Annotated in this window: 19 protein-coding genes and 3 pseudogenes; 13 read left to right on the top strand and 9 right to left on the bottom strand. The window is 68.7% G+C overall.

Features of this window, described 5'->3' with window-relative positions:
- Positions 1–981 precede the first annotated feature (981 nt).
- On the top strand, positions 982–1446 hold the full coding sequence (locus tag AB0D18_RS40405; protein ID WP_362430705.1) for a hypothetical protein: 465 nt from the start codon (positions 982–984) through the stop codon (positions 1444–1446).
- Between the two features lie 708 nt (positions 1447–2154).
- Here AB0D18_RS40405 and AB0D18_RS40400 read toward each other — a convergent pair.
- The 5 genes and pseudogenes from AB0D18_RS40400 to AB0D18_RS40380 form a co-directional block, all read right to left on the bottom strand.
- Positions 2155–2325, bottom strand: a complete 171-nt coding sequence (locus AB0D18_RS40400; RefSeq protein WP_362430707.1) for a hypothetical protein — start codon at positions 2323–2325, stop codon at positions 2155–2157.
- A 72-nt stretch (positions 2326–2397) separates the two neighbouring features.
- Positions 2398–2568 (bottom strand): annotated as a pseudogene (locus tag AB0D18_RS40395) (C-terminal helicase domain-containing protein); the annotation flags it as partial.
- Positions 2565–4079, bottom strand: a complete 1515-nt coding sequence (locus AB0D18_RS40390) for an SNF2-related protein (protein ID WP_362430706.1) — start codon at positions 4077–4079, stop codon at positions 2565–2567. The pseudogene AB0D18_RS40395 and the gene AB0D18_RS40390, both read right to left, overlap by 4 nt.
- Entirely contained in the window at positions 3988–4860 is an 873-nt protein-coding gene (locus tag AB0D18_RS40385) for an IS3 family transposase (protein ID WP_362430704.1), read from the bottom strand. Before AB0D18_RS40385 ends, AB0D18_RS40390 begins: the two co-directional genes overlap by 92 nt.
- 17 nt (positions 4861–4877) lie before the next feature.
- Positions 4878–5159: pseudogene (locus AB0D18_RS40380) on the bottom strand (transposase); the annotation flags it as partial.
- A 371-nt stretch (positions 5160–5530) separates the two neighbouring features.
- Between AB0D18_RS40380 and AB0D18_RS40375 the strand changes: the two are divergent.
- Together AB0D18_RS40375 and AB0D18_RS40370 are read left to right on the top strand one after the other, a co-directional pair.
- Positions 5531–7591, top strand: coding sequence for an alpha-galactosidase (locus AB0D18_RS40375; RefSeq protein WP_362430703.1), 2061 nt, complete (start codon positions 5531–5533; stop codon positions 7589–7591).
- A complete protein-coding gene (locus AB0D18_RS40370; RefSeq protein ID WP_362430702.1) occupies positions 7588–8850 on the top strand; it encodes an MFS transporter in 1263 nt (420 codons plus the stop codon). Before AB0D18_RS40375 ends, AB0D18_RS40370 begins: the two co-directional genes overlap by 4 nt.
- On the opposite strand, the gene AB0D18_RS40365 is transcribed toward AB0D18_RS40370, so the two are convergent.
- Positions 8847–9461: a TetR/AcrR family transcriptional regulator gene (locus tag AB0D18_RS40365; protein WP_362430701.1), complete on the bottom strand. Its 615-nt coding sequence runs from the start codon at positions 9459–9461 to the stop codon at positions 8847–8849. The genes AB0D18_RS40370 and AB0D18_RS40365 overlap by 4 nt on opposite strands.
- 97 nt (positions 9462–9558) lie before the next feature.
- On the opposite strand from AB0D18_RS40365, the gene AB0D18_RS40360 reads away from it, so the two are divergent.
- The 7 genes from AB0D18_RS40360 (at position 9559) to AB0D18_RS40330 (ending at position 19291) form a co-directional block, all read left to right on the top strand.
- Positions 9559–10893, top strand: coding sequence for a GH1 family beta-glucosidase (locus AB0D18_RS40360; RefSeq protein ID WP_362430700.1), 1335 nt, complete (start codon positions 9559–9561; stop codon positions 10891–10893).
- Positions 10894–11065: 172 nt separating this feature from the next.
- The gene (locus AB0D18_RS40355) at positions 11066–13132 is read left to right on the top strand and encodes a discoidin domain-containing protein (protein WP_362430699.1); all 2067 of its coding nucleotides are present in this window, start codon (positions 11066–11068) and stop codon (positions 13130–13132) included.
- A gap of 143 nt (positions 13133–13275) precedes the next feature.
- On the top strand, positions 13276–14514 hold the full coding sequence (locus tag AB0D18_RS40350) for a pyridoxal-phosphate dependent enzyme (protein WP_362430698.1): 1239 nt from the start codon (positions 13276–13278) through the stop codon (positions 14512–14514).
- Positions 14515–14842: 328 nt separating this feature from the next.
- Positions 14843–15007, top strand: a complete 165-nt coding sequence (locus AB0D18_RS40345) for a DUF5993 family protein (RefSeq protein WP_362430697.1) — start codon at positions 14843–14845, stop codon at positions 15005–15007.
- Positions 15007–15645, top strand: a complete 639-nt coding sequence (locus AB0D18_RS40340; protein WP_362430696.1) for a disulfide bond formation protein B — start codon at positions 15007–15009, stop codon at positions 15643–15645. Before AB0D18_RS40345 ends, AB0D18_RS40340 begins: the two co-directional genes overlap by 1 nt.
- Positions 15646–16026: 381 nt before the next feature.
- Positions 16027–17946 (top strand): transglycosylase domain-containing protein, encoded by a 1920-nt coding sequence (locus tag AB0D18_RS40335; RefSeq protein WP_362430695.1) that lies wholly within the window; start codon positions 16027–16029, stop codon positions 17944–17946.
- Positions 17947–18001: 55 nt separating this feature from the next.
- Positions 18002–19291, top strand: a complete 1290-nt coding sequence (locus AB0D18_RS40330) for a hypothetical protein (RefSeq protein WP_362430694.1) — start codon at positions 18002–18004, stop codon at positions 19289–19291.
- 153 nt (positions 19292–19444) lie between these two features.
- Here AB0D18_RS40330 and AB0D18_RS40325 read toward each other — a convergent pair whose 3' ends face one another.
- Entirely contained in the window at positions 19445–19939 is a 495-nt protein-coding gene (locus AB0D18_RS40325) for a hypothetical protein (RefSeq protein WP_362430693.1), read from the bottom strand.
- 534 nt (positions 19940–20473) lie between these two features.
- On the opposite strand from AB0D18_RS40325, the gene AB0D18_RS40320 reads away from it, so the two are divergent.
- The gene (locus tag AB0D18_RS40320; protein WP_362430692.1) at positions 20474–21772 is read left to right on the top strand and encodes a DUF3533 domain-containing protein; all 1299 of its coding nucleotides are present in this window, start codon (positions 20474–20476) and stop codon (positions 21770–21772) included.
- A 678-nt stretch (positions 21773–22450) separates the two neighbouring features.
- Positions 22451–22633: a hypothetical protein gene (locus tag AB0D18_RS40315; protein WP_362430691.1), complete on the top strand. Its 183-nt coding sequence runs from the start codon at positions 22451–22453 to the stop codon at positions 22631–22633.
- Positions 22634–22697: 64 nt separating this feature from the next.
- Here AB0D18_RS40315 and AB0D18_RS40310 read toward each other — a convergent pair whose 3' ends face one another.
- The gene (locus AB0D18_RS40310; RefSeq protein ID WP_362430690.1) at positions 22698–24314 is read right to left on the bottom strand and encodes an FAD-dependent monooxygenase; all 1617 of its coding nucleotides are present in this window, start codon (positions 24312–24314) and stop codon (positions 22698–22700) included.
- A gap of 115 nt (positions 24315–24429) precedes the next feature.
- On the opposite strand from AB0D18_RS40310, the gene AB0D18_RS40305 reads away from it, so the two are divergent.
- Positions 24430–24996, top strand: a complete 567-nt coding sequence (locus AB0D18_RS40305; RefSeq protein ID WP_362430689.1) for a PadR family transcriptional regulator — start codon at positions 24430–24432, stop codon at positions 24994–24996.
- 394 nt (positions 24997–25390) lie between these two features.
- On the opposite strand, the pseudogene AB0D18_RS40300 reads toward AB0D18_RS40305, so the two are convergent.
- A pseudogene (locus tag AB0D18_RS40300) lies at positions 25391–25523 on the bottom strand (MerR family transcriptional regulator); the annotation flags it as partial.

Below are 25523 nucleotides of genomic sequence, written 5' to 3'. Positions count from 1 at the left end.
CAGCGCTTTGCCGGGTGCGCCGCCCGTACCGCACCGTCAGTCCCTCGGCCTGCTCGACGAACGTACGACGCGGACACACGGTGTTCTCGCAGTACAGGCGGCGGACCGTTAGCTCGATCAACACAAGACCGCCCCTGACTCTCGACCGTCCCGCTACACTCCAGCCGCCCGGCATCATCCCAGGTCAGGCAGCAAACTCCTGCTGGAGTACTAGCCGTCCGTCTCCACCCCCGACCCGCCGCGCATCCACAAGTCAGACCCGGAAACAAGCCACCCTGACGGTTCCGCGGCGCCGACGAGGATCGCGTGCTCCGTATTCGTCTCCCTAACCTGCCAGTTGGAGCCGGATGACTTTGAGGCGACGCAGGCTTCGTGCGCAGTTCGGTGCGGAGCGCCCCGCCGCCATTCAGCCCGGTGTGGGCAAGGGATTCGGCCCGTTCCCTTCGCACTCGATACCTGGGCTCACGAGCGGGCGACGGCTGTGGACGGGCTGACGCCCGTGTCGGCCAATCGAGGGATTCTGCCAGGTCGGATTCTCTTCACGAGCTGGCTCCGCAGCAGGTGAAAGCGGCTGCAGGTCTCGTGGGCTGCGCCATGGGCGAGCAGCGGGTGACTACGCTGCGGGCACAGCGTTCTGGCGCTGATCTTGTGGCACCGGCAGTCACGGGCACTCCCCCGCGACTGCCGGTCCGCGATGCACAATCCGGCTCATGCCGAACACCCCGCCCGCCCCGCCGTACGTCATCCACCGGAAGCGCAACGGTGCGCCTCGCCGAATCGACGTCTCCGCCCAGACAGTCCAGCAGATCGTCGGACACCTCCAAGGAGTTCCTGGTGCTCGACAGCTGGTTCACGACCTGTCGCAGGTCCTGCGCTGTCCTGCGCTTACCCTGTTGGTACACGCCGCCCTCGCTGGCGCATCGGGAATACCTGAGTTGGAACCCCTGCGGGTACGTGGTCGAGCGGCCGGGACAGCGGTGCGTGGAGCACTTGTGGCCCCGGGACGACGGCATCGACCCGTATCCGCAGCGGTGCCCGGTGGTCCTCGACAGCGAGCTGGACGACCACCGGTGGACCAAGTACTCCACTCTTCGCTGCCCGTGGGAGAAGGCGTCGGGCAGTGACCGGTGTGCGCACCACGACCCCCGGCCCGACGAGCTGTGCGGCTACCCCATGGGCACTGGAGCGCCGTGTCTCATCCCGGAGATCGTCTTCCCCTGTGCTCAGCACATGCGGCAGAAGGAAGCGGAGCTGGAACGGGCTACTCACGAAGTGGCCTCCCAGACCCTCTGCCCGCAGTGCTCAGCTGGGGCCGGCCAGCCGTGTCGTACCAAGAGCGGGCGCCAGTGCGGGTTCCACAAGCAGCGCGGCACGGTCATCGAGGGCAGCCGCCAGGTCTTGGAGATCGCCGCCCAGATCCGGCGGCAGACCGCGCCGACGCCGTAATGTCCCGCCACATCGCTCCGCCCTGGCGCCGTGTCGGCCAGTGAGCTGGGCCTGGTGACGACTCCACGCTGCCGCGCGCGTCACGCAGGACGTGCCGGGTTTGTCGCGGGCGGCACGATTCCCTTCGTGGGCGGGGTCGAGTTACCCCCGCCGGCTGTGCAGGGCCGTCTTGGCGGCGTGGAATGCCTCGACTGCCGACGGTGTAGGGCGGGGTGCGGGGGCCCATCCGTCGGGTGTTGCGGTGAAGGGGTACCAGAGCTGGTCGGGGCCGAGCCGGAGTTGCACTCCGGCGGCAGGGTCGGTCAGCCGAGATCTCGCAGGGCTTGGTGCTGCCGCTCTGGCAGCCGATCTCGTCGGCGGCTGCGGTGAGCAGGCCGGGGTCGGGATCGGAGAGGTGGAGGCAGACGCGGACACCGACGGCGCCAACGAAGGTGCAGGCGGAGCGGAGTCGGCGGAGTTCGGCGGTCCGCAGTCCTGCGCGCGCGGCGGCGTCGTCGGTGTCCCTCTGCGGGCGGCCGTGGAGGAGACGGATGAGGTCAACGAGGGGGTCGTCGTCGTGGGGGCGGGCGTCGAGGAGCGCGCGGGCGCGCTGGGCGGCGTCCGCTGCGGTGTTGATGATCTGGTCGGTGCTGGGAATTCCGTGGGGGGCGGGGGGAAGTTCACGCTCCCACAGGGGTGCGGGGGGCTCGCTGCCTGCGCGCGTGTGGTTCATGCGCGGGCCGTCAGGGCGCAGAGTCGGAGGAGTTCGGCGTCGTCGAGCTGGGTGACGTCGATGTCGCCGCTGGGGAGCAGTCGGCGGGCCATGCGTCGTTTGTTGTCCTGGAGTGCGGCGATGCGTTCTTCGATGCTGTGGGTGGCGATCAGGTGGTGGACGGTCACGTCGCGTTCCTGTTTGATGCGGTGGGTGCGGTCGTTGGCCTGTTCTTCGGCGGCCGGGTTCCACAGGCGGTTGTAGTGGATGACGTGGTTGGCGCGGGTGAGGTCGAGGCCGACGCCGCCGCTCTGCGGGGTGAGGATCAGGACGTCGGCCTGCCCGTGGTCGAAGGCGGTGAGGACTTCCGTGCGCTGTGCCGGGCGCAGGGTTCCGTCGAAGACGAGGCAGCGCAGGCCACGGGCGGTCAGGTAGCTGTTGATGAGTTGACCGGCGTGTACATAGGTGGCGAAGACGAGGGCGGCCCGCCGCGCTCGCGGGTGGTGTGGAGCAGGTTGTAGAGGGTGGCGAATTTGGGTGCGCGGCGGGCCGCCTCGGCGGGGTCGGCGGCGACGGATTCGGTGTCTTCGTCCAGGTAGTGGGCGGGGCTGATGCAGATCTTCTTGAGGCTGTTGATCAGGTTGAGGACGAGCTGGCCGCGGCGTGGGCTGTTTGCGCAGGCCCGTACCTGTTCCAGGGTGTCGCGGGTTAGGGCTTCGTAGAGGCCGATCTGCTCGGGCGAGAGCGGCACTGGGTGGTGCTTGATGTGCTTGGCGGGAAGTCGGAGGTTCAGCGCCGGGTCTTCCTTCAAGCGTCGGATCATGAACGGCTTCAGGAGCGCCTTCAGGCGGTCCTCGGTGTCCTGTGTGGCCTCGGGGGTGGTGTGCGCGAGGGGCCGGGTGTAGGGGGCGTTGAACTGGGTGCGGGAGCCGAAGAGTTCGGGGTTGCACCAGTCCAGGATTGCCCAGAGGTCGGTGGGGCTGTTCTCCATCGGGGTGCCGGTGAGCGCGAGACGGGCCCCGGTCAGGGAGCGGATCAGCCGGGAGAGGTGGATGCGGGAGTTCTTCACGCGTTGTGCTTCATCGGCGACGACCAGCCCCCAGGAGATCTCGGTGAGCTGGCGGTGGTCCCTGCGCAGCACCTCGTAGCTGGTGATGACGATGCTGTGGGGGCGCAGGGCGGTGAGGGAGCGGTGGGGGCCCTGGTAGCGGATGACGGGGGTGTCCGGGATGTGCTGGGCGGCTTCGTCACACCAGTGGTCGATCACCGTCGTGGGGCAGATGACGAGGGTGGGCGCGTGTTTGCTCTGGGAGCGCAGCAGGTGGAAGGCAAGAGCGGTGACGGTCTTCCCGGTACCCATCTCATCAGCGAGGAGGGCGCCGAAGCCCAGTTCGGTGAGGCGGTGCAGGCGTTGTACGGCGGTGGCTTGGTAGGGGTACAGGTCCGGGATGCCGGCGGGGAGAGGGACGGGTGTGGGGTTGTGGAGGTTCTCGATGAGGAGGGCCAAGCCGTCGGCGGGACGGCAGGCAATGGTGCGTCCGTCGAGGGTGATGTGTCCGTAGAGGACGTCGAGGAGGGCCTGGAGGCGGCCCTGCGGAGGCAGGCGGCGGGTTTTCAGCCGTTCGCGGAGGACGTCGTCAAGAAGGATCCAGCGGTTGCGCAGCCGTACGCACGGCATTGCGGCGTCGGCAAGGGTGGCGAGTTCGTTCTCGGTGAGCGGAGCGCCGTCCAGGGTGAACTGCCAGCGCCGGTCGAGGAGCTCCCCGATGCCCAGTTGGCCGCTGTCCAGGGAAGCGGGGGTGCCGGTGCCTGAGCTTGTTCCGCTTTGACGGACACCATTGGTGTGGTGGTCAGGCTGCGAGTGCGGTCTCGTATTCGGCTGGGCTGAGGTAGCCGAGGCTGCTGTGCAGTCGGTGCAAGGTGTACCAGCCTTCGATGAAATCGAAGATCGCGGTGCGGGCGGTGGCCCGGCTGGGCCAGACGGAGGTGCCGAGCAGTTCGCGTTTGATGGTCGAGAAGAACGACTCGGCAAGCGCGTTGTCCCAGCACTGACCGGTGCGGCCGACCGAAAGCCGGACGCCGAACTCGACTGCCAGGGAGGCGAATTGCTGACTGATGTATTGACAGCCTCGATCCGAATGGAAGATCACGGGGTGGGTGGGGCAACGCTGCCGGCAGGCGGCTGTCAGGGCCTCGGCCACCAGCTCGGTCCGCAGGTGACCGGCGGTTGCCCAGCCGACCACGCGCCGGGAGGCGATGTCGATGACCGTGGCCAGATAGAGCCAGCCCTCCTTGGTCGGGACGAACGTGATGTCGCCGCACCAGCGGACATCGAGCCCGGTGCGGTCGGGCTGGAAGTTCCGGACGATGAGGTCGGGACGGAAGGCAGCCCCGGGATCGGCGACCGTGGCCGTATGCCGTCGTCTGCGGTGTCGGCCCTGCAGTCCGGCAGCCCGCATCAGTCGTGCGACACGGCGGCGGCCGCACCCGGAGCCCTCGCGCTTGAGCACGGCATGCACGCGTGGGGCCCCGTAGGTTCCGCGTGATTTCGCATGCACATCGGTGATCTGCTTAGTCAGCTCGGCATCGCGCACCGCACGGGGGCCGGGCAGGCCGGAGCGACGGGCATAGAAGGCGGTCCGGGAGACCTTCATCAGCTCACACGCCCGTTTGACGCTATGACCTGCGCGCTTCTCCGCCTCGATGAACGGGTGCACCGTCACCGGGTCTCCTTCGCGAAGAAAGCTGTGGCCCGCTTGAGGACGTCGACGTCTTCGCGCAGCCGGCGGTTCTCCCGCCGCAACGCGGCCAATTCCTCGCGCTCACTGCTGGTCAGCCCGCTGCGTTCGCCCGCGTCGACCTCGGCCTGCTTCACCCAGTCCCGCACCGCGGTCTCGGTCAGCTCGAAGTCTCTGGCGACCTGCCCGGCCGAGCGGTCACCTCGCCGGCACAGACCGACGATCTCGGCCTTGAAATCCGGCATGAACGAACGACGAGGGCGGCGAGGCTTCTTCTTCCCCATGCTCTCCATGATGGACATCATCCTTCCGGGGCTGAACCCCAGATCTCGAATGTCCGTCAAACCGCATCAAGCCCAGTAGCTTCTTGGTCCTCGAACGGGTTCGTCATATTTGGACTTTCTGGTGCTGATTACTTGTGTTTTTGGTGGACTTGACTCAGAGGGAGTACAACCGCCCCAAGTGAACGCGGAGGTACTCCCGGTTGGCTTCGGGATGATCTTGCGATGGCCGGACAGCAAGGGCCTCGCCGTCGGTGGCGACCCTGGCCGCTGCCGTTTTCCAACGATCGCCCCCGCCAAGGGGGTTGGCGTCGCGGGCTCGCCTGCCTAACGTGTGAGCAGAACATGAGTCGACCTCACATTTAAGGATTTGCGTGATCACCCACCACGCCGAAGCCCGCCTGTGGCTGCTGAGCACGCCCGGCACCTCTTACGCCTTCCAGCTGGACGCCGACGACGTTCCCCGGCACGTGCACTGGGGCCGGCCGCTGACCCTGGAGCAGGCCGCCGTGATCGCGGCCGGCCTGCCCACCGAGGATCCCGGCGGCGACGACCCCGGCGGCGAGGAGTACGTGGTGGAGGGCGGCCTGCGGTTCGGGGCGCCGTCGCTGACCGTCCGGTTCGAGGACGGCGTGCGCGGCTTCGACTGGCGGTTCGTCTCGTACACGACCCAAGGCGGCCTGCTCACGCTCTCCTTCACCGACCGCGTCCGCTCGCTCGGTCTCGATCTGCACTACCGGATCCGGGACGGTCACGACCAGATCGAGCGCTGGGCCGTCCTCACCGCGGACGAGCCGGTGGACGTCCTGCGGTTCGACTCCGCCGCCTGGACGCTGCCCGCCCGCCACGACTACCGGGTCAGCCATGTGGTGGGGGAATGGGGCCGGGAGTTCCAGCTCCAGCGCGACCGGGTGCCCGTCGGGGAGACCGTGTTCACCAGCCGTCTCGGCATCACGGGGCAGCACGCCGGCCCCTGGCTGATGCTCGACGCGCAGGACGCCGCCGAGGAGCACGGCGAGGTCTGGAGCACTGCCCTGGCCTGGAGCGGCAGCCGCCGCATCACCCTGCGCCGCGACCCCTACGGCCGCACCTCGTGGACCGGCGGGTTCGGCCACGAGGGGCTGGTCTGGAAGCTGCTCCCCGGCGAGTGTCTGGAGACCCCCGTCTTCACCGGTCTTTACGCCCCCGACGGCTTCGGCGGCACCAGCCGCCGCTGGCACGCCTACGTCGAGGGCCAGGTGCTGCCCGCCCGTCCGGCCGAGCGCCCGCTGATCTTCAACTCGTGGGAGGCGACCGAGTTCGAGGTCAGCGAGAAGCAGCAGAGCGAGCTGGCGGAGCTGGCCGCGGGTCTCGGCGTCGAGGTCTTCGTGCTGGACGACGCCTGGTTCGGCGCCCGTACGAGCGACACGGCCGGTCTCGGCGACTGGTGGCCCAACCCCGACCGCTTCCCGGACGGCCTGGGCCCGCTCGCCGACCGCGTCCGCGCGCTGGGCATGGGCTTCGGCCTGTGGGTCGAGCCCGAGGCGGTCAACCCCGACAGTGACCTCTTCCGTGCGCACCCCGACTGGATCCTCCGCCAGGACGGCCGTACCCGTACGCAGCGGCGAAACCAGCACGTGCTGAACTTCGCCCGCCGCGACGTCCGCGAGTGGGCGGTCGAGTGGCTGGTCAGGACCGTCACCGAACTGGACGTCGCCTTCCTCAAATGGGACATGAACCGGCCGTTCAGCGAGGCGGGGCAGCCCGGGGCAGCCGACCCCGACCGGGTCTGGATCGAGCACACGCGCGGCGTCTACGAGGTGATGGACCGGCTGCGCGCCGCGCGTCCCGGCCTGTACCTGGAGGCGTGTGCGGGCGGTGGCGGCCGGGCGGACCTGGGCGTGCTGGCCCGCTCCGACCAGGTCTGGACGTCCGACAACACCGACGCCGCCGACCGGGTCGCGATCCAGCACGGCCACTGCCAGCTGCTGCCCGCCCGGACCATGGGCGCCTGGGTCACCGACAGCCCGAACAGCCACAGTGCCCGCCCGACCTCGATCCGGTACCGCTTCCACGTCTCGATGGCCGGGGCGCTGGGCATCGGCGGCGATCTGCGGAACTGGAGCGAGGAGGATCTGGCCCGGGCCCGGATGCTGGTGGAGCAGTACAAGCGGATCCGCCCGGTGGTGCACGGTGGCGTACTGCACCGCCTGGGGCACGACGCCGTGCAGTACCTCACCGAGGACGAGGTCGTCGTCTTCCAGTTCCAGCCGTCCGCGCTGACCCGCTCGGTGGAGCGCACCCGGTTGAAGGGTCTCGACCCCGATGCCCGCTACCGGGACGAGGCCACCGGCGCCGTCCACGAGGGCGCCGTCCTGCTCAGCCACGGCCTCCCGCCGCTGCTGCCCTTCGACTGGACGAGCGAGCTCGTCCACCTCAAGAGAGTGCCCCGATGAGCCTCGCCCCCGTACGGCCCGAGGCCCTCGCCGAGCCCACCCGCAAGGTCGGCTCCGGCTGGCTCGCCCTGTTCGTCCTGGCCAACGCCGGGATGTTCATCCCGATGCAGGTGCCGACCACGTTCCTGATGCCCGAGCAGATCGCCCGGATCGACCCGGCGGGGAAGGTCGGCAGCTACGCCTGGGTCAGCATGATGGGCGCGGTCTCGGGGATCGTCCTCGCACCGCTGGCCGGCGCGCTCTGCGACCGCACCACCGGCCGTTTCGGCCGTCGCCGGCCGTGGATGATCGCGGGCTCGCTGGTCTGCATGGCGGCTCTGGTCTTCACCGGCATCCAGACGACGGTCGCCGGGGTCGCGCTCGGCTCGCTCGTGCTGTCCGCCGCCTTCATGATCATCGGTGCCGGGCTCGCCCCTGTGGTGCCGGACCGGGTCCCGGTCCGGCAACGCGGCGTGGTGCTGGGGTGGGCCACGGTCCCGCAGGCCGGCGGCATGATCGCGGGCGGGCTGCTGCTCGGAATGGTGACGGGCTTCTCCGCGCAGTATCTGCTGATGGCCGCGTTCCCGCTGCTGATCGTGCTGTTCGCGGTCACCATGAAGGATCCCCCGCTTCCCCGCGAGCACCGCGAGCCGTTCTCGCTGCGTACCTTTCTGAACGGCTACCGGATCAGCCCGCGCGCGCATCCCGACTTCGTCTGGGCGATGAGTTCGCGGTTCATCATGGGTCTTGGTTACGGCCTGGGCACGCTCTACATGCCGTACTTCCTGGACGACGTCCTGCACTACGAGCAGTTGTTCCCCGGCGAGTCCACCGAGGACGGCCTGCTCCTCGTGATCGGCGTCAACTGCCTGGCCACGATCTCGACGGTCGTCCTCAGCGGCTGGCTCTCCGACAAGTGGGGCAAGCGCCGCATGCTGGTCTTCATCGGCGGCGTCACGATGGCCGTCGCCGCGATCCCGCTCGCGCTGGCGCCCACGTGGCCCATGACGCTGGTCGCGGCCGTCATCCTGGGCCTGGGCTACGGCGTGTACCTGGCCGTCGACACCGCCCTGGTCACCGAGGTGCTCCCCACCTCGGCGGACCGCGGCAAGGACATGGCCCTCGCCAACCTGATGGCTTCCCTGCCGTACGTACTCGTACCGCCGATCGCCTCGGTCGTGCTCGGCGAACTGGGGGGCTACCGCTCGTTGTTCCTCTGCTCCGCGGCCATGTCCGCGTCGGGCGCGGTACTGGTGTGGAAGGTCAAGGGTGTCCGCTAGCGCGCTCGCCGGCTTGTCTCCACCGACCGGATCCGGTCGCTCAGGTAGCTGTTGAGGACTCGTTTGCACTCGGCGATCAGCTGGGGGTCGCCCTGCGGATCGGTACGGAAGGCCAGCCTCAGGACACTGTCCGCGCACTCCAGGGCCACCCGGATGGCGAGTTCCCATTCGGCGTCGTCCTCGACACCGGACAGGGACGCGGTCAGTGAGCGCAGCCGTCCGGCGACCGCCGTGTTGTTGTCCAGGGCCGGATCGAGGGTGTGGTCCCGGCCCACCGCGCCGAAGTCGACCACACCGAAACCGGTGATCGTCCGGCGCATGGCGACGAACTCCTCGACGGCGACGTCGACGACGCCCGGGATTTCCTCGGGCTCCTCGCGCTCCAGCCGGGCCGCGACCCGCTCCAGGAAAGCCTCCAGGTTGCGGGCGGCGAGCGCGCCGATCAGCCCCTCCTTGTCGGAGAAGAACTGGTAGAGGGTGCCGATGGGCACCTCGGCCCTGCGGGCCACCTCCTTGGTGGTCAGTGCGGCATGACCGACCTCGTCCAGGAGTTCGGCGCAGGCGTCCAGCAACCGTTCGAAACGTTCGGCGCTGCGCTTCTGGACGGGCATGCGGCGCAGGGTCCCCGCGGTGCGATCTTGGTTCACCGTTCCATCATCCCACCCGGCGAGCTAACATGAGCCTTACTCATATTCCAGGGGGTTGCACATGACGCTGGACCATCTGCCGACCGACTTCGTCTGGGGTGCCTCGACGGCGTCCTACCAGATCGAGGGCGCCACCAAGGAGGGCGGCCGCGGACCGTCCGTATGGGACACCTTCACCGCCCGCCCCGGTACGGTCCGCGACGGGCACACCGGCGACGTGGCCTGTGACCACTACCACCGGTACGAGGAGGACCTGGCGCTGATGGCCGAGGCCGGCCTCACCGGCTACCGCTTCTCCCTCGCCTGGCCCCGGATCCGGCCGACCGGCAAGGGTGAGGTCAACCTCCAGGGCCTGGACTTCTACGACCGGCTGGTCGACGGCCTGCTCGCCCGCGGCGTCGAACCCGTCCCGACCCTGTTCCACTGGGACCTCCCGCAGGGCCTTGAGGACGAAGGCGGCTGGCTGAACCGCGACACCGCATACCGCTTCGCCGAGTACGCCGCCATCGTGGCCGACAGGCTGGGTGACCGCGTCCAGAAATGGATCACGCTCAACGAGCCGTTCGTCCACATGGTCTGGGGCTACGCCCTCGGCACCCACGCGCCCGGCCGCACCCTGTTCCTGGACTCCCTGCCGGTCGCCCACCACCAACTGCTCGGCCACGGCTTGGCGTTGAGCGAGCTGCGCGCACGCGGCCTCCAGGTGATGATCGCGAACAACTGCACCCCGGTCTGGCCCGCCTCGGACACCCCCGGCGACCGCGCCGCCGCGCAGGCCTACGACAATCTCCACAACCGTCTGTTCAACGACCCGATCCTTACGGGCGCTTACCCCGACCTGTCGGCCTACGGCGCGGACGCCACCCTCGGCGGATCCGTCCAGGACGGCGATCTCGAACTGATCTCGGCCCCACTGGACGCGCTCGGCATCAACTACTACAACCCGACCCGCATCCAGGCTCCGACGTCCGAGGGCCTGCCGTTCGAAGAGGCCCCCGTAGAGGGCTACCGTCACACCGCCTTCGGCTGGCCCGTCGTCCCCGACGGCCTGCGGGAACTGCTGGTCGGCCTCAAGGAGCGCTACCCGGCACTCCCGCCGGTCTACATCACGGAGAACGGCTGCTCGGTCGAGGACGTCGTCACCGCGGACGGCACCGTTCCCGACCTCGACCGCATCGACTACCTGGACACCCACCTCCAGGCCGTCGACGCCGCCGTGGCCCAGGGCGTGGACGTACGGGGCTACTTCACCTGGACCCTGCTGGACAACTTCGAATGGGCCGAGGGCTTCCACCAGCGCTTCGGACTCGTCCACGTCGACCATGACACCCAGGTCCGCACCCCGAAGGCGTCCTTCGCCTGGTACCGGGACCTCATCCGCGCCCAGCGCGGCTGATCCACCCGCCGGGCCGATCCACCCACCGAGGTCCGTACGGAGACCTGCCCCTTGGAGCAGGTCTCCACCACTTCCCCAACAACACTGCCCGTCAAGGGGGTTGGCGTGGTGAGCCGGCCTGCCTAACGTGTATGCGGAACATGAGCCCACCTCACATCTAAGGATCTGTGTGATGACCATGGTTCAACCTCCGCGCCACCGGCTCAGATCCCTCACGATGGTGTCGCTGCTCCTGTCCGTGATGGCCCTGGTACTCGGTCCGGTGCCCAGCTCCGCGGCGGAGCCCGACTGGTGGACCCCGGCCGCGCGGCCCGCACCCGACTCGCAGATCAACGTCACGGGCGAGCCCTTCAAGGGCACCGACGCCCAGGGCGGCGTGCGGGGCTTCGTCGACGCCCACGACCACATCATGTCCAACGAGGGCTTCGGCGGCCGGCTGATCTGCGGCAAGCCGTTCTCGGAACAGGGCGTCACCGACGCCCTCAAGGACTGCCCCGAGCACTACCCCGACGGCACGCTCGCCCTCTTCGATTTCATCACCAAGGGCGGCGACGGCAAGCACGACCCCAACGGCTGGCCCACCTTCAAGGACTGGCCCGCCCACGACTCGCTGACCCATCAGCAGAACTACTACGCCTGGGTCGAGCGGGCATGGCGCGGCGGCCAGCGAGTGCTCGTCAATGACCTTGTCACCAACGGCGTGATCTGCTCGGTCTACCCGTTCAAGGACCGCAGCTGCGACGAGATGACCGCCATCCGCCTGGAGGCGAAGAAGACATACGACATGCAGGCCTACATCGACAAGATGTACGGCGGTCCGGGCAAGGGCTGGTTCAGGATCGTCACCGACAGCGCGCAGGCCCGCGACGTCGCCGAGCAGGGCAAACTGGCCGTCGTCCTGGGCGTCGAGACCTCCGAGCCCTTCGGCTGCAAGCAGATCCTGGACGTCGCGCAGTGCGGCAAGGAGGACATCGACCGCGGCCTGGACGAGCTGCACGAGCTGGGCGTGCGCAGCATGTTCCTGTGCCACAAGTTCGACAACGCCCTGTGCGGCGTGCGCTTCGACTCCGGCACCCTCGGCACGGCCATCAACGTGGGCCAGTTCCTGTCGACCGGCACCTTCTGGAAGACGGAGACCTGCCGCGGGCCGCAGCACGACAACCCCATCGGCAACGCGGTGGCGGCGGAGGCGGAGAAGAAGCTGCCGGCGGGGGTGGCCGTCCCCTCGTACGCCTCGGGCGCGCAGTGCAACACCCGCGGACTGTCCGACCTGGGTGACTACGCGGTGCGCGGCATGGTGAAACGCAAGATGATGCTGGAGATCGACCACATGAGCGTCAAGGCCGCGGGACAGGCCTTCGACATCCTCGAGTCCGAGTCGTATCCGGGCGTGATCTCCTCGCACAGCTGGATGGACCTGGGCTGGACCGAGCGGCTCTACAAGCTCGGTGGTTTCGCCGCCCAGTACATGAGCGGCTCGGAGGCGTTCAGCGCGGAGGCCAGGCGCACGGAGGCCCTGCGCAAGAAGTACAAGGTCGGCTACGGCTACGGCACCGACATGAACGGAGTCGGCGGCTGGCCGGCCCCGCGGGGCCAGAACACCCCGAACCCGGTGAAGTATCCGTTCCGCAGCACGGACGGCGGCTCGGTGATCGACAAACAGACCACCGGCGCGCGCACTTGGGACTTCAACACCGAGGGCGCGGCGCACTACGGCATGGTCCCGGACTGGATCGAGGACATCCGGATCGTCGGCGGCCAGGAGGTCGTGGACGACCTCTTCACGGGCGCCGAGTCCTACCTCCGCACCTGGGGGAACTCCGAGCGGCACAAGCCCGGGGTGAACCTGGCCTCGGGCAGGGCCGCCTCGGCGTCCACGTCGGAGTGGTGGAACCCCTTCGTCCAGTTCGCTCCCGGCCGGGCCGTGGACGGCGACAGGACAACCCGCTGGGCCAGCGAGTGGAACAACGACCAGTGGCTGCGGATCGACCTCGGATCCACGAAGCTGGTCAAGCGCGTCACCCTCGACTGGGAGGCGGCGTACGGGAAGTCGTACCGCGTCGAGCTGTCGGCCGACGGCACGAACTGGCGGACGGCCTGGTCCACGACGGCTGGTGACGGCGGCCTGGACACGGCACGGTTCGCCGGAACTCCGGCGCGGTACGTACGGATCCAGGGGCAGGAGCGCGGCACCAAGTGGGGCTACTCGCTCAGCGAGGTCGGCGTCTACAGCGACTGACGGCACCGGTGGGGCGGTGCCCAGGACCGGCGCCGGCCGGATCAGCTCTCCTGATCCGGCCGGCGCCGACAGCTGACCGAAGCGGCACTCCGCGCGATGACCCGCACACGCCGCCCGGACGGCCGCTGCCTAAGATGCGAATCATGGCAAAGTCCGAATCCACGTCCGCAGCCGTGTCGTTGGCCGATGCCCAGCGCTCCCTCCGCGACCCCGAGCAGCGCTATCCGCTGTGGCCGCCGCTTACCCGTGGCTGCCCGCGCACCAGCACCGAGGAGATGTCGTACCCGGTGGAGGTGGACTACGACTACGCGCGTGTGCCGGACGATTTCCTGGCGGGCGCCGCCGGATCGGGTACCAGCCGCGGCCTGGACCGCTGGGCACCGCTGCTGCCCCCACTGCTCGCGCCGACGCTCGGCGAGGGCGGCACCCCGCTGATCGACATCGGTGACGGGGTCTTCGTCAAGGACGAGTCGCGCAACCCGACCTGGAGCCACAAGGACCGCCTCAACCGCTGCACGGTCAGTGCCGCGCTCGGCGTGGGCGCGCCCGGCATCGTGGTGGCCTCCTCCGGCAACCACGGCGCTTCCGCAGCGGCTTACGCGGCCCGCGCCGGGCTGCGCTGCGTGGTGCTGGGCTCGGCCGAACTGCCGCCCGCGGTCGGCTCCTTCCTCGACGCGTACGGCGCCGTGGTACTTCCGGTGCCCGCCGACGAACGGTGGCCTCTGACAGAGAGGATCGTGGACCACTTCGGCTTCCACCCGGTCAGCAACCTGACGCCGTTCCACACCGGCAGCGCGTTCGGGCCGGAGGGCTACAAGACGGTGGCCTACGAGATCGCGGCCGAAGTGGGCGTGCCGGGGGCGGTATTCGTGCCCACCGGCTACGGCGAGCTTCTCTTCGGCATCGGCAAGGGGTTCGCCGAGCTGCAGCGGCTCGGGCTCACGGACCGGGTGCCACCGCTGTACAGCTGCGAGCCGGCCGCGGGCGGCCCGCTGGCGGCTGCCGTACGGCTGGGAGTACCCGCCACCAGGGTGCCGGTGGGCAGGACGGATGCGTACGGCATCAACTGCACGGTGAACAGCTACCGCGGCGTGTTGGCGATCGAGCGCAGCGGCGGCCAGGCACTGCTCGTCGACGACGCTGCGCTACGCGGCGCCCAGGCGGAACTGGCAGGCCAGGGGCTGTGGTTGGAGCTGTCTGCCGCAGCCGGGCTGGCCGGACTGCGCTCGCTCGCCGAGGAGGTCCAGGGACCGGTGGTGTGCGTGGCGACCTCCAGCGGATTCAAGGACGTCGGGGTCGGCGAGCACGTGCCGGCCCCGGTCGACCCGTCGTGGGAGGCGGTGCGGGAGCGGCTGGCAGCCCAGGGCATCGAGGCGGCCTGAACCGAATGCAGGCCTGAACCGAGTGCGGCCGGACCGGCGTCGTCGGCTGGCCCGATGACTCCTGTCGACACACCGGTCGGCGGTCACACCGCGGTCCATGGAGTCGAGGCGACGGGTCGGGCCGATCTCGACCGCGTTCCCGCCGAAGGTGTCGCGCCGCGCGGACGGCCTCGGTCACACGAGGGCTCACGTCGTACCAGGACCCCGCAATGACCCTTGCCCACACCGCTCCACGGACACCGTTCGTTGGTCTCTTCCCGTGGACTTCGGGCCGTCGCCCGGCGCGCTCACGCCTTGAGCGACAGTTTGGTGCGTACCGTCCGCCGCCATGGACACCCTCATCTTCGGCGGCATGCTCGCCACCTGGCTGGTGCTCCACCAGCAGCGCGGCCGGACCTTTCTGCTCATCGGCTGGTGGGTCCTGTTCGCCGCCGCCATCCTGCTGCTCGCCCACCACATCACCAGCAGCCTGGGGCTGGGGCTGAGCTACTGATGGCCTCCCTCACCGCACCGCTCAGCGACACCGGGGGCTCCGCCCTCCTCGGCAAGGTCCAGTACTGGTTCGCCTGCCTCTTCGCCGCCGGCTGGACGGGGATCGTCTGCGCCGGGCTCGGGGTCCAGTTCATCGGCTGGGACTACCCCTGCCCGCTGTGCATGGTCCAGCGAGTGTTCATGCTGTTGGCCGCGCTCGGCGCCGGAACCATCGTGCGCAAGGGCCTGACCGGCACCCTCACAGGACGCGACTACATGATGGGCTGGGGACTTGCCCTGGTCGCCTGCATCGGCGGCGGCTTCACGGCCTGGCGGCAGACCATGCTGCACATCCTGCCGGACGACAAGGGGTACGGGGCCCCTGTGCTCGGCCTGCACATGTACGTCTGGGCGTGGATCCTCTTCATGGCCTCGGTGGTGGCGATCGGCATCGTACTGGCCTTCGCTCACCTCACCGCGGGCCTTGCCATCCCGGCGACGGGGCTCTACAGGCCGGTCGGCCGGATCGTTCTCTGGTTCGTCGGCGTGGTGATCGCCGTCAACCTGGTGGCCGTCTTCCTGGAGGAGGGCTTCCACTGGTTCCTGCCGGACGACCCCACACGGTACGAATTCTTCTACCAGGTGGGGCTCCTGGGCTGACCGACGGTCCGGCCGACGTCAACAAGGCCCAAAATCACTACACCTGACACTCATTCGACGGCATGCACCAGACTCTCCCCTTGTCGTGGGCAACTACGTCGGCCTACGTCGGTCCGCAACCGAGCGAACGCATTCTCCCGGGCGCGCACACCGAAAGTCCCCGCCTTCTACCGGCCGTTCACGACCTGGTGCGTGGACGGCGTCACACTCCTGTTATCTTTACGTGACTTCACGACATGACCCTCTGTAACGCTTCGGCCTGAGATCGCTAGCAGCAGGACGGGAATGACCAAGCACGACAGGTTCAACAGGGCAACGCAGGCCGCACGTTCGGCACTGGCACCCGGGCGGGGCAAGAGGAAGCGGGCCAGGACGCGGTCCATGAAGCTGCGACTGCCCAAGAGACCGGACTATCCCCGGTCCGGGCGGCGCGGCTGGCGGCGCTGGGTGCCTTCGTGGCGCCAAGTGCTGGGCTCGGCAGCGACGTTCGCCGGTCTACTGACGGTGACCATCGCCATCGCGTACGCCCGCACGGACATACCCGACGACCTCAACGCCTTCGCCACCCAGCAGGACAACGTCTACTACTGGGCGGACGGCACACCCATGGCACGGACCGGTTGGGTGAGCCGCCAGGAGATGCCCCTGGAGAAGGTTCCCGAGCACGTCCGCGGGGCGGTGCTGGCTGCCGAGAACCACAGCTTCTACTCGGATCCCGGCGTCTCGCTCCAGGGAGTCACCCGTGCGTTCTGGCAGACGGTCACCGGTGGGGACACCCAGGGCGGCTCCACCATCACCCAGCAGTACGTGAAGAACGTCTATCTCTCACAGGACCGTTCCTTCTCGCGCAAGTTCACCGAGATGCTCATGGCGATCAAGCTCGACCGGCAGCGGAGCAAGGACCAGATCCTGGAGGACTACCTCAACACCAGCTGGTTCGGGCGCGGTTCTTACGGGCTGCAGCGCGCCGCCCAGGCGTACTACGGCAAAGAGGTCACCCAACTCAACGTCAGCGAGGGCGCGTTCCTGACCTCCCTGCTCAAGGGTGCGGCGCTCTACGATCCCGCCCTCGGCCCCGGCAACCACCAGCGCGCCGTCGAGCGATGGAAGTGGACGCTGGACCGCATGGTGGAGGTCGGCAGGCTGAGCCGGGCCGAGCGGGCACGGTACACCGAGTTCCCCGAGCCCGGAGCTGCCCCCAGGGGGACCAGCGCCAGTGGGCAGAACGGCTACCTGGTCGAGCTCGCGGAGTCGTACGCGAAGCGCACGGGGAAGATCCCCGACGCGGCCTTCGACCTCGGCGGCTACCAGATCTACACGACCTTCGAGAAGCCGAGGATGTCCGCCCTCACCGCGGCGGTCAAGAAGTCGCGCGACACCCTGGACCCCAAGGCGCGGGCCACCGACCGGTACGCGAAGTTCGGGGCCGCCTCGGTCGCCTCCGACGGGCGCATACTCGCCGTGTACGGCGGTCCCGACTTCCAGCGGCAGGCCTTCAACGAGTCCAATACGGCCACGGTCCCCGCGGGTTCGGCGTTCACCCCCTTCGTCTACGCAGCCGCACTGGAGCGAGGCGTCCAGCGCGAGCGCACCGGCCCTCGTACTCCCGTCACCCCCTCGACCGTGTACGACGGGAACGACGACGTGCCACTGATGACCCCGGAGGGTCCCTACTGGGACCGGGGCGGCAAGATGGTCAAGGGCCAGAACGACGACGGCCGCTCCTACGGGCGCATCCCCCTGCGGGAGGCCGTGGCACGGGGCGTGAACACCCCCTTCCTCCAGCTCGGCATGGACGTCGGGCTCGGCCTGGTACGGGAGACCGCCGAGAAGTCCGGGATGCTCGCCTCAAACTTCGGCCCGCCCGTGCCCGCCTTCTCGCTGGGCAACTCCACCCCGAGCGCCATCCGCATGGCCGGTGCCTACGGGGTGTTCGCGGGTGGCGGCATGCACACGGACCCGTACTCGGTCGGGAAGATCACGCGCAACGGCGAGCCGGTGCCGCTTCCCCGCCCGCGCTCGGCGCGCGCCCTGAGCCAGGCCGTGGCGGGCCAGGTGACCGAGGCGCTCACCCGTACCGGCGAGGACTTCGCCGGCAAGACGGGCACCACCCCTGACGACACCGCGCGCTGGTACGTCGGATCCACCAAGGAGGCGTCCACGGCGGTCGTCGTCTACCGCATGGACCTCGCCAAGAGCCTCGAACCCCTGTCCCTGAAGGCGCTCGGCCGAGATCCTGCGGCCGCCGGGAAGATGCCGGCCGAGATATGGGGCCGGTACACGGCCGCCCTGCGACGGTGATGCGCACCGTGAAGCCTTCGCCCCCGTCCTCCCCCCTCTGTCTGGAGCAGTCGCGATGATCTGGAAGAAGTCGGCCACGCTGCGCGCTCGGATCCGTACCAGGTCTGGCATCGGTATCGGTGTCGCCGCGGTGCTCGTCGCCTCGCTCTCCACCGCTCTCGCCGTCTCGGCCTCGGACGACTCATCGAACGACGCCACGAACACCGGAGCCGGACCGAAGGCGACCGCCGCCGCGCCGAAGCCCAGCGCGAAGAAGCCACCGGGCACCGGCAAGGAGGAGAAGTGGGACGGGCAGGTGCAGGTGCTGGGGGACGGCTCCACGTCCTACACCGGGCCGCAGCCGGGCCAGTTGAAGGCGGAGCGGCTCAAGCCGGGAGAGAAGCCGCCTCAGTTCGTGGTGTTCTCCTGGGACGGCGCGCTGGAGAGCGACGACCGGCTGTTCTCCCGCTTCCGGCGCGTGGCGAAGGAGAACAAGGCACACATGACGTTCTTCCTCACCGGCATCTATCTGCTGCCGAAGGAGAAGAAGAACCTGTATCTGCCGCCGCAGCACAAGACCGGAGCGGCGGCGATCTCGTACCCGACGTCCGAACACATCCGTATGACGCTGGAACAGCTCGGCGGGGCCTGGAAGGAGGGGAACGAGATCGGGTCGCACTTCAACGGCCACTTCTGCGGCAAGAAGGGCGGCGGCGACTGGAGCGCGGCGGAGTGGACGTCGGAGATCGACCAGTTCTACTCCTTCGTACAGAACTGGAAGACGAACACGGGCCTGAAGAATCTCGATCCGCTGCCCTTCGACCCCACCCGTGAGGTCGTGGGCGGGCGGGCGCCCTGTCTGGAGGGGCAGAAGACCCTCATACCGGCGACCAAACCCTTCGGCTGGCGCTATGACGCCAGCTCCGCGGGGGACTTCCAGATCTGGCCCGCCAAGAAGGACGGCATCTGGGACCTGCCGCTGCAGCTGCTGCCCTTCCCCCAGAAGCAGTTCCAGGTGCTCTCCATGGACTTCAACTTCCTCTACAACCAGTCGAAGGGGAGCACCGAGGGGGATCCGGCGAAGTACCAGGAGTGGCGGAAGCAGGCCAGGGACGCCTATCTCGCGGGATTCCAGCGGGTGTTCCACGGCAGCCGGGCGCCGATGTTCATCGGGAACCACTTCGAGGACTGGAACGGCGGGATCTACATGGATGCCGTCGAGGACGTGATGAAGGACGTCTGCCCCCGCGAGGGGGTGCGCTGTGTCTCCTTCCGCGAGCTGACCAACTGGCTCGACGCACAGGACCCCAAGGTGCTGGCCCGGTGGCGACTGCTCGACCCCGCGCAGCCGTCGGGCTGGAAGTAGGAGGAGGCTTCGGCGGGGCGGTGCAGCACCCGTCCCGCCCTGTCGTGACGACGGAGGGGGTTCGGCCTGCTGCCACCGTTCGTCGGTGAACGGGTGCCCGCAGTCTCGGACACCGCGTGGGGCCCCGCGCCGATCCGGGCGACAGCGGGCCAGTCATCCTGGTCCGCAGTTGCCGGTCGGGGGAACCGGCAGTGAGGCGCTCTCGCATTCCTTCGTCCCGGAGGCCGGGCCGTCGGGGAGTGGGCCGGCGCGGACATGTCCGCCCGGGTCAGCTACGTAGGCGAGGCCGGCTTCGCTGTCGAAGGCGAGGCGGATGGCCTCGCTGAACCCTGTCGCGAGGATCTCGGGGCGCCGGCCTCTCTGGCCGGCCGTTGGCAGGGGCGCCCGGTTGAACGTGTTTCCTTCGGGCGGGGCGCTGCGGTCGGTCCAGTACCACCAACCGCCTTCGATGTGCAGGTCGATGGGCTCGGGCAGGTCGGCTCTGCCGTCCGATGCCACCTGCTTGCCCGTGGTGATCGAATCGACGGGGAGCACGTCACGCCGTCCACCGCCGTCCAGGTTCACCGCGTGCAGGCCACCGTTGCGCCGGGAAATGTCCTGGGCCGCTTCCCCCGGCCCTTTGGCGGGGTCGACCAGCGGAGCAGCCACCCATGGTGGTCCAGTAGACCGCTCCGCCCTCCACGACGATGTCATCGGGGGCCGCCCCCGCGTCTTCTGCCAGCGGCTCTACCCGGCCATCAGCGACGGTCACCTTCAGCACCCTGCCCGGCATGACCTGCAGGACCAGTAGTTCATTCCACGGGGGCGTCCGCCGGCCGAATGGGCCGAGGACCGCGCGGGTGCACTGGCCCCGGAGTTCAGGGCGTCGACGGTTCTCCTCACCGGACACCTGCATCGCTCAGACCTTCGCGGCCATCTGCATCGTTCACACCTCTGCGGCTGCCCGCTGTCCTTGGATCTCGCGTAGTTCGGGCGGCCGGGCGACCGCCGGGTCACCTCGCTCGCTCCTCCTCGCCCTCTGCCCGATCGCGTCGTCGGACGAGCCGCGGTGGGCCGTCCGGGCGACGCCCGGGGCAGGGCTGTGTCACCGGCACTCCCCCGCCGATCCGGCGCCTACGATCGCGGAATTGACCGTTGCTTTCGCTCCGGGCCCAAGCTGCACGCACACCCACATGGAGTGGTATGGCTTCCGAATCTCCGCAGCCGGCGGGCTCCCCACACCCCTCCGGCACTGCCCGAAGCGCCGGCGCGCTGTTGCGCCACGGAAAGCTGTGGCTCGCTCCGGGTGTGCTCAGCGCTCTGGTCGCCCTGGTGCTCTCCTTGCTGTACATGGGTGGCATCCTCACTCCGGAGAGCAGCCTGCACCGGTTGCCGATCGCCCTGGTGAACCTGGACAAGGGGCAGCCGATGCCCGGAGCAGCACAGAACCTGGGCACCCAGATCAGCACCCGGATCGCCTCCTCCACGCCGGCCGATGCCGTGCAGTGGCGCCGACTCAGCCGTGACGCGGCTCAGGACCAGTTGGCTTCCGGCAAGGTCTACGGAGCCCTGGTCATCCCCGCCGACTTCACCGCAGCCGTCCGATCGCTGTCCGGCACGCAGGCCAGCCGGCCGACTCTGACCGTGCTCACCAACCCGGGACTGGGCAGTCTCGGCTCGTCGATGGCAGCCCGCATCAGCCAACAGGCCGCCCACTCGTCATCGCTCGCCCTTGGCAAGCGTCTCTCCTCCCTGCCTGAGCCCGCCGGATCCGATTCCGCGGCGCGCCTGCTGTTCGCCGACCCGGTCTCAGTGAAGACCGAGCCCGGCCATCCCATCGGAGCGCACAGTGGAATGGGGCTGAGCGCGTTCTACTACGCTCTCCTGCTCGTCCTCGCAGGGTTCCTGGGCGGCAACATCGTCCACAATAGCGTCGACACGGCGCTCGGCTACGCCGACGCGGAGATCGGCCCCTGGCACTCCCGGCATCCCGCCGTGCCGATCAACCGAACGCAGACGCTGCTGCTCAAGATGGCCATGACGGCGGCTCTGTCCGTCCCCGTCACCATGCTGGTGATGCTCGCGTGCATCGCCGTCCTGGGTATGGACGCGCCCCATCTGACCCTGCTGGCGCTCTTCTCGTACTGCTCCTGCCTGAGCGTGGGCCTTGGCGTGCAAGCCATCAACGCGGCCTTCGGCAGTATCGGCCAGATCGTGTCGATGTTCGTCTTCATCGCCCTGGCCCTGCCCTCCTCCGGAGCGACCATCCCTCTGGAAGCCGTGCCGGGCTTCTACCGGTTCCTCAGCAGTTTCGAACCCATGCACCAGCTCGTCTCCGGCGTCAGGTCGATCCTGTTCTTCGACGCCCGGGGTGACGCCGGCCTCGCCCGCGGCTGGATCATGATCGCGATCGGCGTCGTCGCTGCTCTCGTCTTCGGCTTCCTCATGACCCGGTACTACGACCGCAAGGGCCTGCACCGGATGGTGCCCCATGCGGACTGACTCCGGCTCCTGACCGGATGACGGCGGGTACGGGCGAAACGGATACGGACGAAACGGAACAACGGACTCAGTTCGCGTACGGCCTCCCGCTCAGAGGGTGGTCAGCGCCTTCATCCCCACACGTCGCGTGGTGCGGCGTGTGCTTCGGGCGCCGGTCTGAGTGCCCGGGGCCGTCGGGTAGTTCCGGAGCGTGTCCGAACGTCGGCGTTTCCCAGTGATCTGTCCGATGCCCGGCGGGAACTGGTCGAGCCGGTCCTGGCGACATGGGGCGGCCGCGGTGTGCGCCGGTCAGGAGGCCCAGGCCTATTACGGCTGCCGCTCCTACGACGATGCCGTAGAGGAAAAGCTTGCCGGTGGAGCCTGTGACGTCGGTGCCGAGACCGAGAAGCCGTCAGTGAGGTCGTGTGCGCCGGTGCTATTGGTGAGAATGCCCGCGACGAGGATGACAAGTCCGAAGAAAATGATCTTGATGCGCTCCCGGGATCTGCTACCTGTCCCCACGGTAGAACCGTTCTGACCGACTGGCGATCGCTACCGCTTGCACCTGCCCTAAACTTGAGGTATCCCGCCGAGAATGGGGAGGACGCCATGATCATTATTGGGGAATCCGCTCGCCGGCGGGGTCACCCTATGGGTCCTGGGAGTTCACCCTTCAGCCACGGCCCAGGAGGTCTAGCCATGGCCCTCTTTCTCGTTCTCCTCAGCAGTGCCATCGTTCTGGTCATCATCGGGGCGGCCGTGGACGGCTTGCTGTACCTGCTCTCCACCGGCGTGCTGCTGCTCATCGTCGCCGTCCTGTACCTCCTTGTGTGCTCGGTAGCGCACTCCGTAGCGAACTCGCGAGGACGCCCGGCTCACTGAGCCGTGGAGCCGCCGAGGGCAGTCCTGGCGGTGACGCCGGTGAGGTCCTGGTCGTGCGCCGTTTTCAAGGAGCGGCGTCACCTTCCGCCTGCGGGAGCTGGATGCCCGTCCGGTGAAGGTGGGCGCGAAGTGTGGAGGCGGTCGGGCGATGGGCTATCAGCCCGATATAGCCGTCAGGACGGATAACCACAAGCGTGCCTTCGCGTGCACCGTAGGCACGGAAGAGACGGCGCGTCCGGTCGATCAGCACTGTCGGACCGGCAGCCGTGCCGTGGTCCGGCGCCGGGACAACGGTGTAGGCGTGCAGGTGGTCCTCGAGTCCGCTGATTGCCCGGTAGATCTCTGGGGCGGGCCTCGCGCCGAAGGCGAGGAGGGTGAATTGGGGGCCGCGGAGGATGTCGAACAGCCGTGCCGCAGCGTCGACGGTCTGCACAGGGCCGTCGGGGGCGACATCACCAGCGCGCAGAGAGCTGCGCCGGCCGGCGAGGTGGGTGGTCAGCGGGCCGGTTCGGTAGGTGGGGTGGTCGTTACGGTCGCGGCGTTGCTGCCGGGCGAGGAACGACTTGATGGCGAACCGCACCACTGGACGGGCAGCCCGGGGTGGGGTAACCGCTGAGAATCGCCGGTCGCTGTCGGCCAGCACCGCACGGGCAACCGGCAACCGTTCTTCCTCATAGGTGTCCAGCAAGCTTTCAGCGCAGACGCCTTGAAGGACCAGAGCCAGTTTCCACGCGAGGTTGTAGGCATCCTGGATGCCGGTGTTCATGCCGTGCGCACCGAACGGGCTGTGCACGTGGGCGGCATCACCGGCCAGCAGCACGCGTCCGGCCCGGTAGGTGTCGACCATGCGCAGGTTGTAGCGCCACACCGACAACCATGCCGGGTCCGCCAGGCGTATGTCGCGGCGCCCGGTCCGCTCGATCACCGCGCGCTGGAGCGTATCGAGCGACGGCTGCGGCCACTGGCCGCCGGGGTCCTGCTGGAGCGAGGCCACGACTTGCCAGGTTTCGGCGTGCGGGGTGGGGCGGGCGACAAGGATGTGACCGTTGGTCGCCATCCACAGGTGTACTGCGTCGCGGTCAGGCAGCCCGTCGATGCGCACGTCGGCGATGAGTGCTCTGGTGTCCTCCTCGGTGGACCCGGAGAACGACAGACCAAGTGTGCGGCGCACCTGACTGCGGCCGCCGTCGGCCCCGACCAGGTAACCGGCCCGGACGGTCTCCGTCCTGGCCCCGTCCGTGTTTTCGACGGTGGCGGTCACGCCGTTGCCGTCGGCCGTGAAACCGGTCAGACGGCGGCCGAACTCCACCTTTCCGCCCAGCTCGGCCAGCCGATCGCGCAAGATCGACTCGGTTCGCCACTGGGGCAGCGCCACAGAGTTCGGGTAGGGGCGCGAGGCAGTGGGCGGCGCGGGCGGCACTCGCATGTCGAACAGCAACGGAGTGCCGAGGTGAAAGCGGGTTCTTGACTGGATGTCAGCAACCGCGACGACGCGGTCGGCGATGCCGAGGTCGTCAAGGATCTCCAGGCTGCGCGGCTTGAGGGTGAACCCCCGCGAACCCTCCGTGGGACCCGGGGCCTGTTCGATCACCCGGCATCCGATTCCCCTGCGGGTCAGGTCACAGGCAAGAGTTAATCCGGTCGGCCCGGCACCCGCAATCAGTACATCAACGTGGTTCATTGCCCCGTCTCTCTCCCGGCAGCGCGGGCCATGTCCAGTCGTCCTCTGGCCCTCACTCACACTGATACCTACAATCGGACCTGTCAATCGGTACCTGTCCCGGAGGATGCACACGATGTCCCTGCGCCACGCCCTTCTCGGCCTGCTGGAAGACGGGCCTGCCAGCGGCTACGACCTGACCGCACGCTTCGAACGCTCGCTGCAGAAATACGCATGGACCGCCCGGCAGAGCCACATCTATCCTGAGCTGAAGCGCCTCGCCGACAGCGACTTGATCGCCGTCACCGAGGAAGGCGCGCGCGGACGCCGTACCTACGCGATCACCGACGCGGGCCGCACGGAGCTGCGCGACTGGCTGCTGTCCCCACCCAGGCCCCGGGCCGTCCGCGACGAACACGTACTGCGCATGTCCCTGCTGTCCGTACTGGACATCCCACAGGCGCGCACATTGGTGCTCCGCCACCTCGAAGAAGCCGACCAAGTGGCGGCCGAACTACGCGCTCTCGCCGACGCCGCCGATACCGAGCCCCACCCTCGTGGCCGTTTGCGGTTCGGCCGGCTGGCCATCGAGTACGGCGTCCACCAGTACCAGGCTCAACAGCAGTGGGCCCATTGGGTTTTGGAGCAACTCGATCGAGCCGAGGCCACCGACCCGCACCAGCGCCAACCTTCCGAAACGTGAGCCAAGCTGAACCTGTTGTCAACCCCCGGGCGCCGCCACTGCGTTACGCAACTCTGCTGTGGGCCGCAGTGGTTGGCCTACGCGAATCGCCTGAGGCACTCGGGGTGCGCGGCTCGTCGACCGCCGCTCGACGGTACGGCCAGCACTCACACTCGAAGGCTCCCGGCGGGTCAAGCAGCCTGCCCCAGACGGCGACGCGGCCGGACTTCACCCCTCAGCCCATGCGCAGGGCAGGGCAGTGGTACCGGTGAGCGCAGGAGCCCGGCCCGCGCCAGACCCGGCACGGCTCCTCCAGCGCTACGCGTGTCAGCCAGCGCTACGCGTGTCAGTTCGGCCGCACGCTCACCAGTGGAAACAGCCGCAAAGTACGGCAGACGTATGGCAGTCCCCGTTTTCAGGCCGCGGCTGTTGGATTCCCGGTGTCGGCGGTCTGGCGGTGTTCGGCGTTGAGGCGCTGGGCTTCTTCGAGTTGGTCTTCGAGGATGATGATGCGGCAGGCGGCGTCAACGGGGGTGCCCTGGTCGACG

The sequence above is a fragment of the Streptomyces sp. NPDC048442 genome, from assembly GCF_040651475.1.
In the GTDB taxonomy this organism is placed as follows: domain Bacteria; phylum Actinomycetota; class Actinomycetes; order Streptomycetales; family Streptomycetaceae; genus Streptomyces.
Note: the sequence above shows the minus strand (reverse complement) of the source record. Positions and strands in the feature narration are given on the sequence as shown.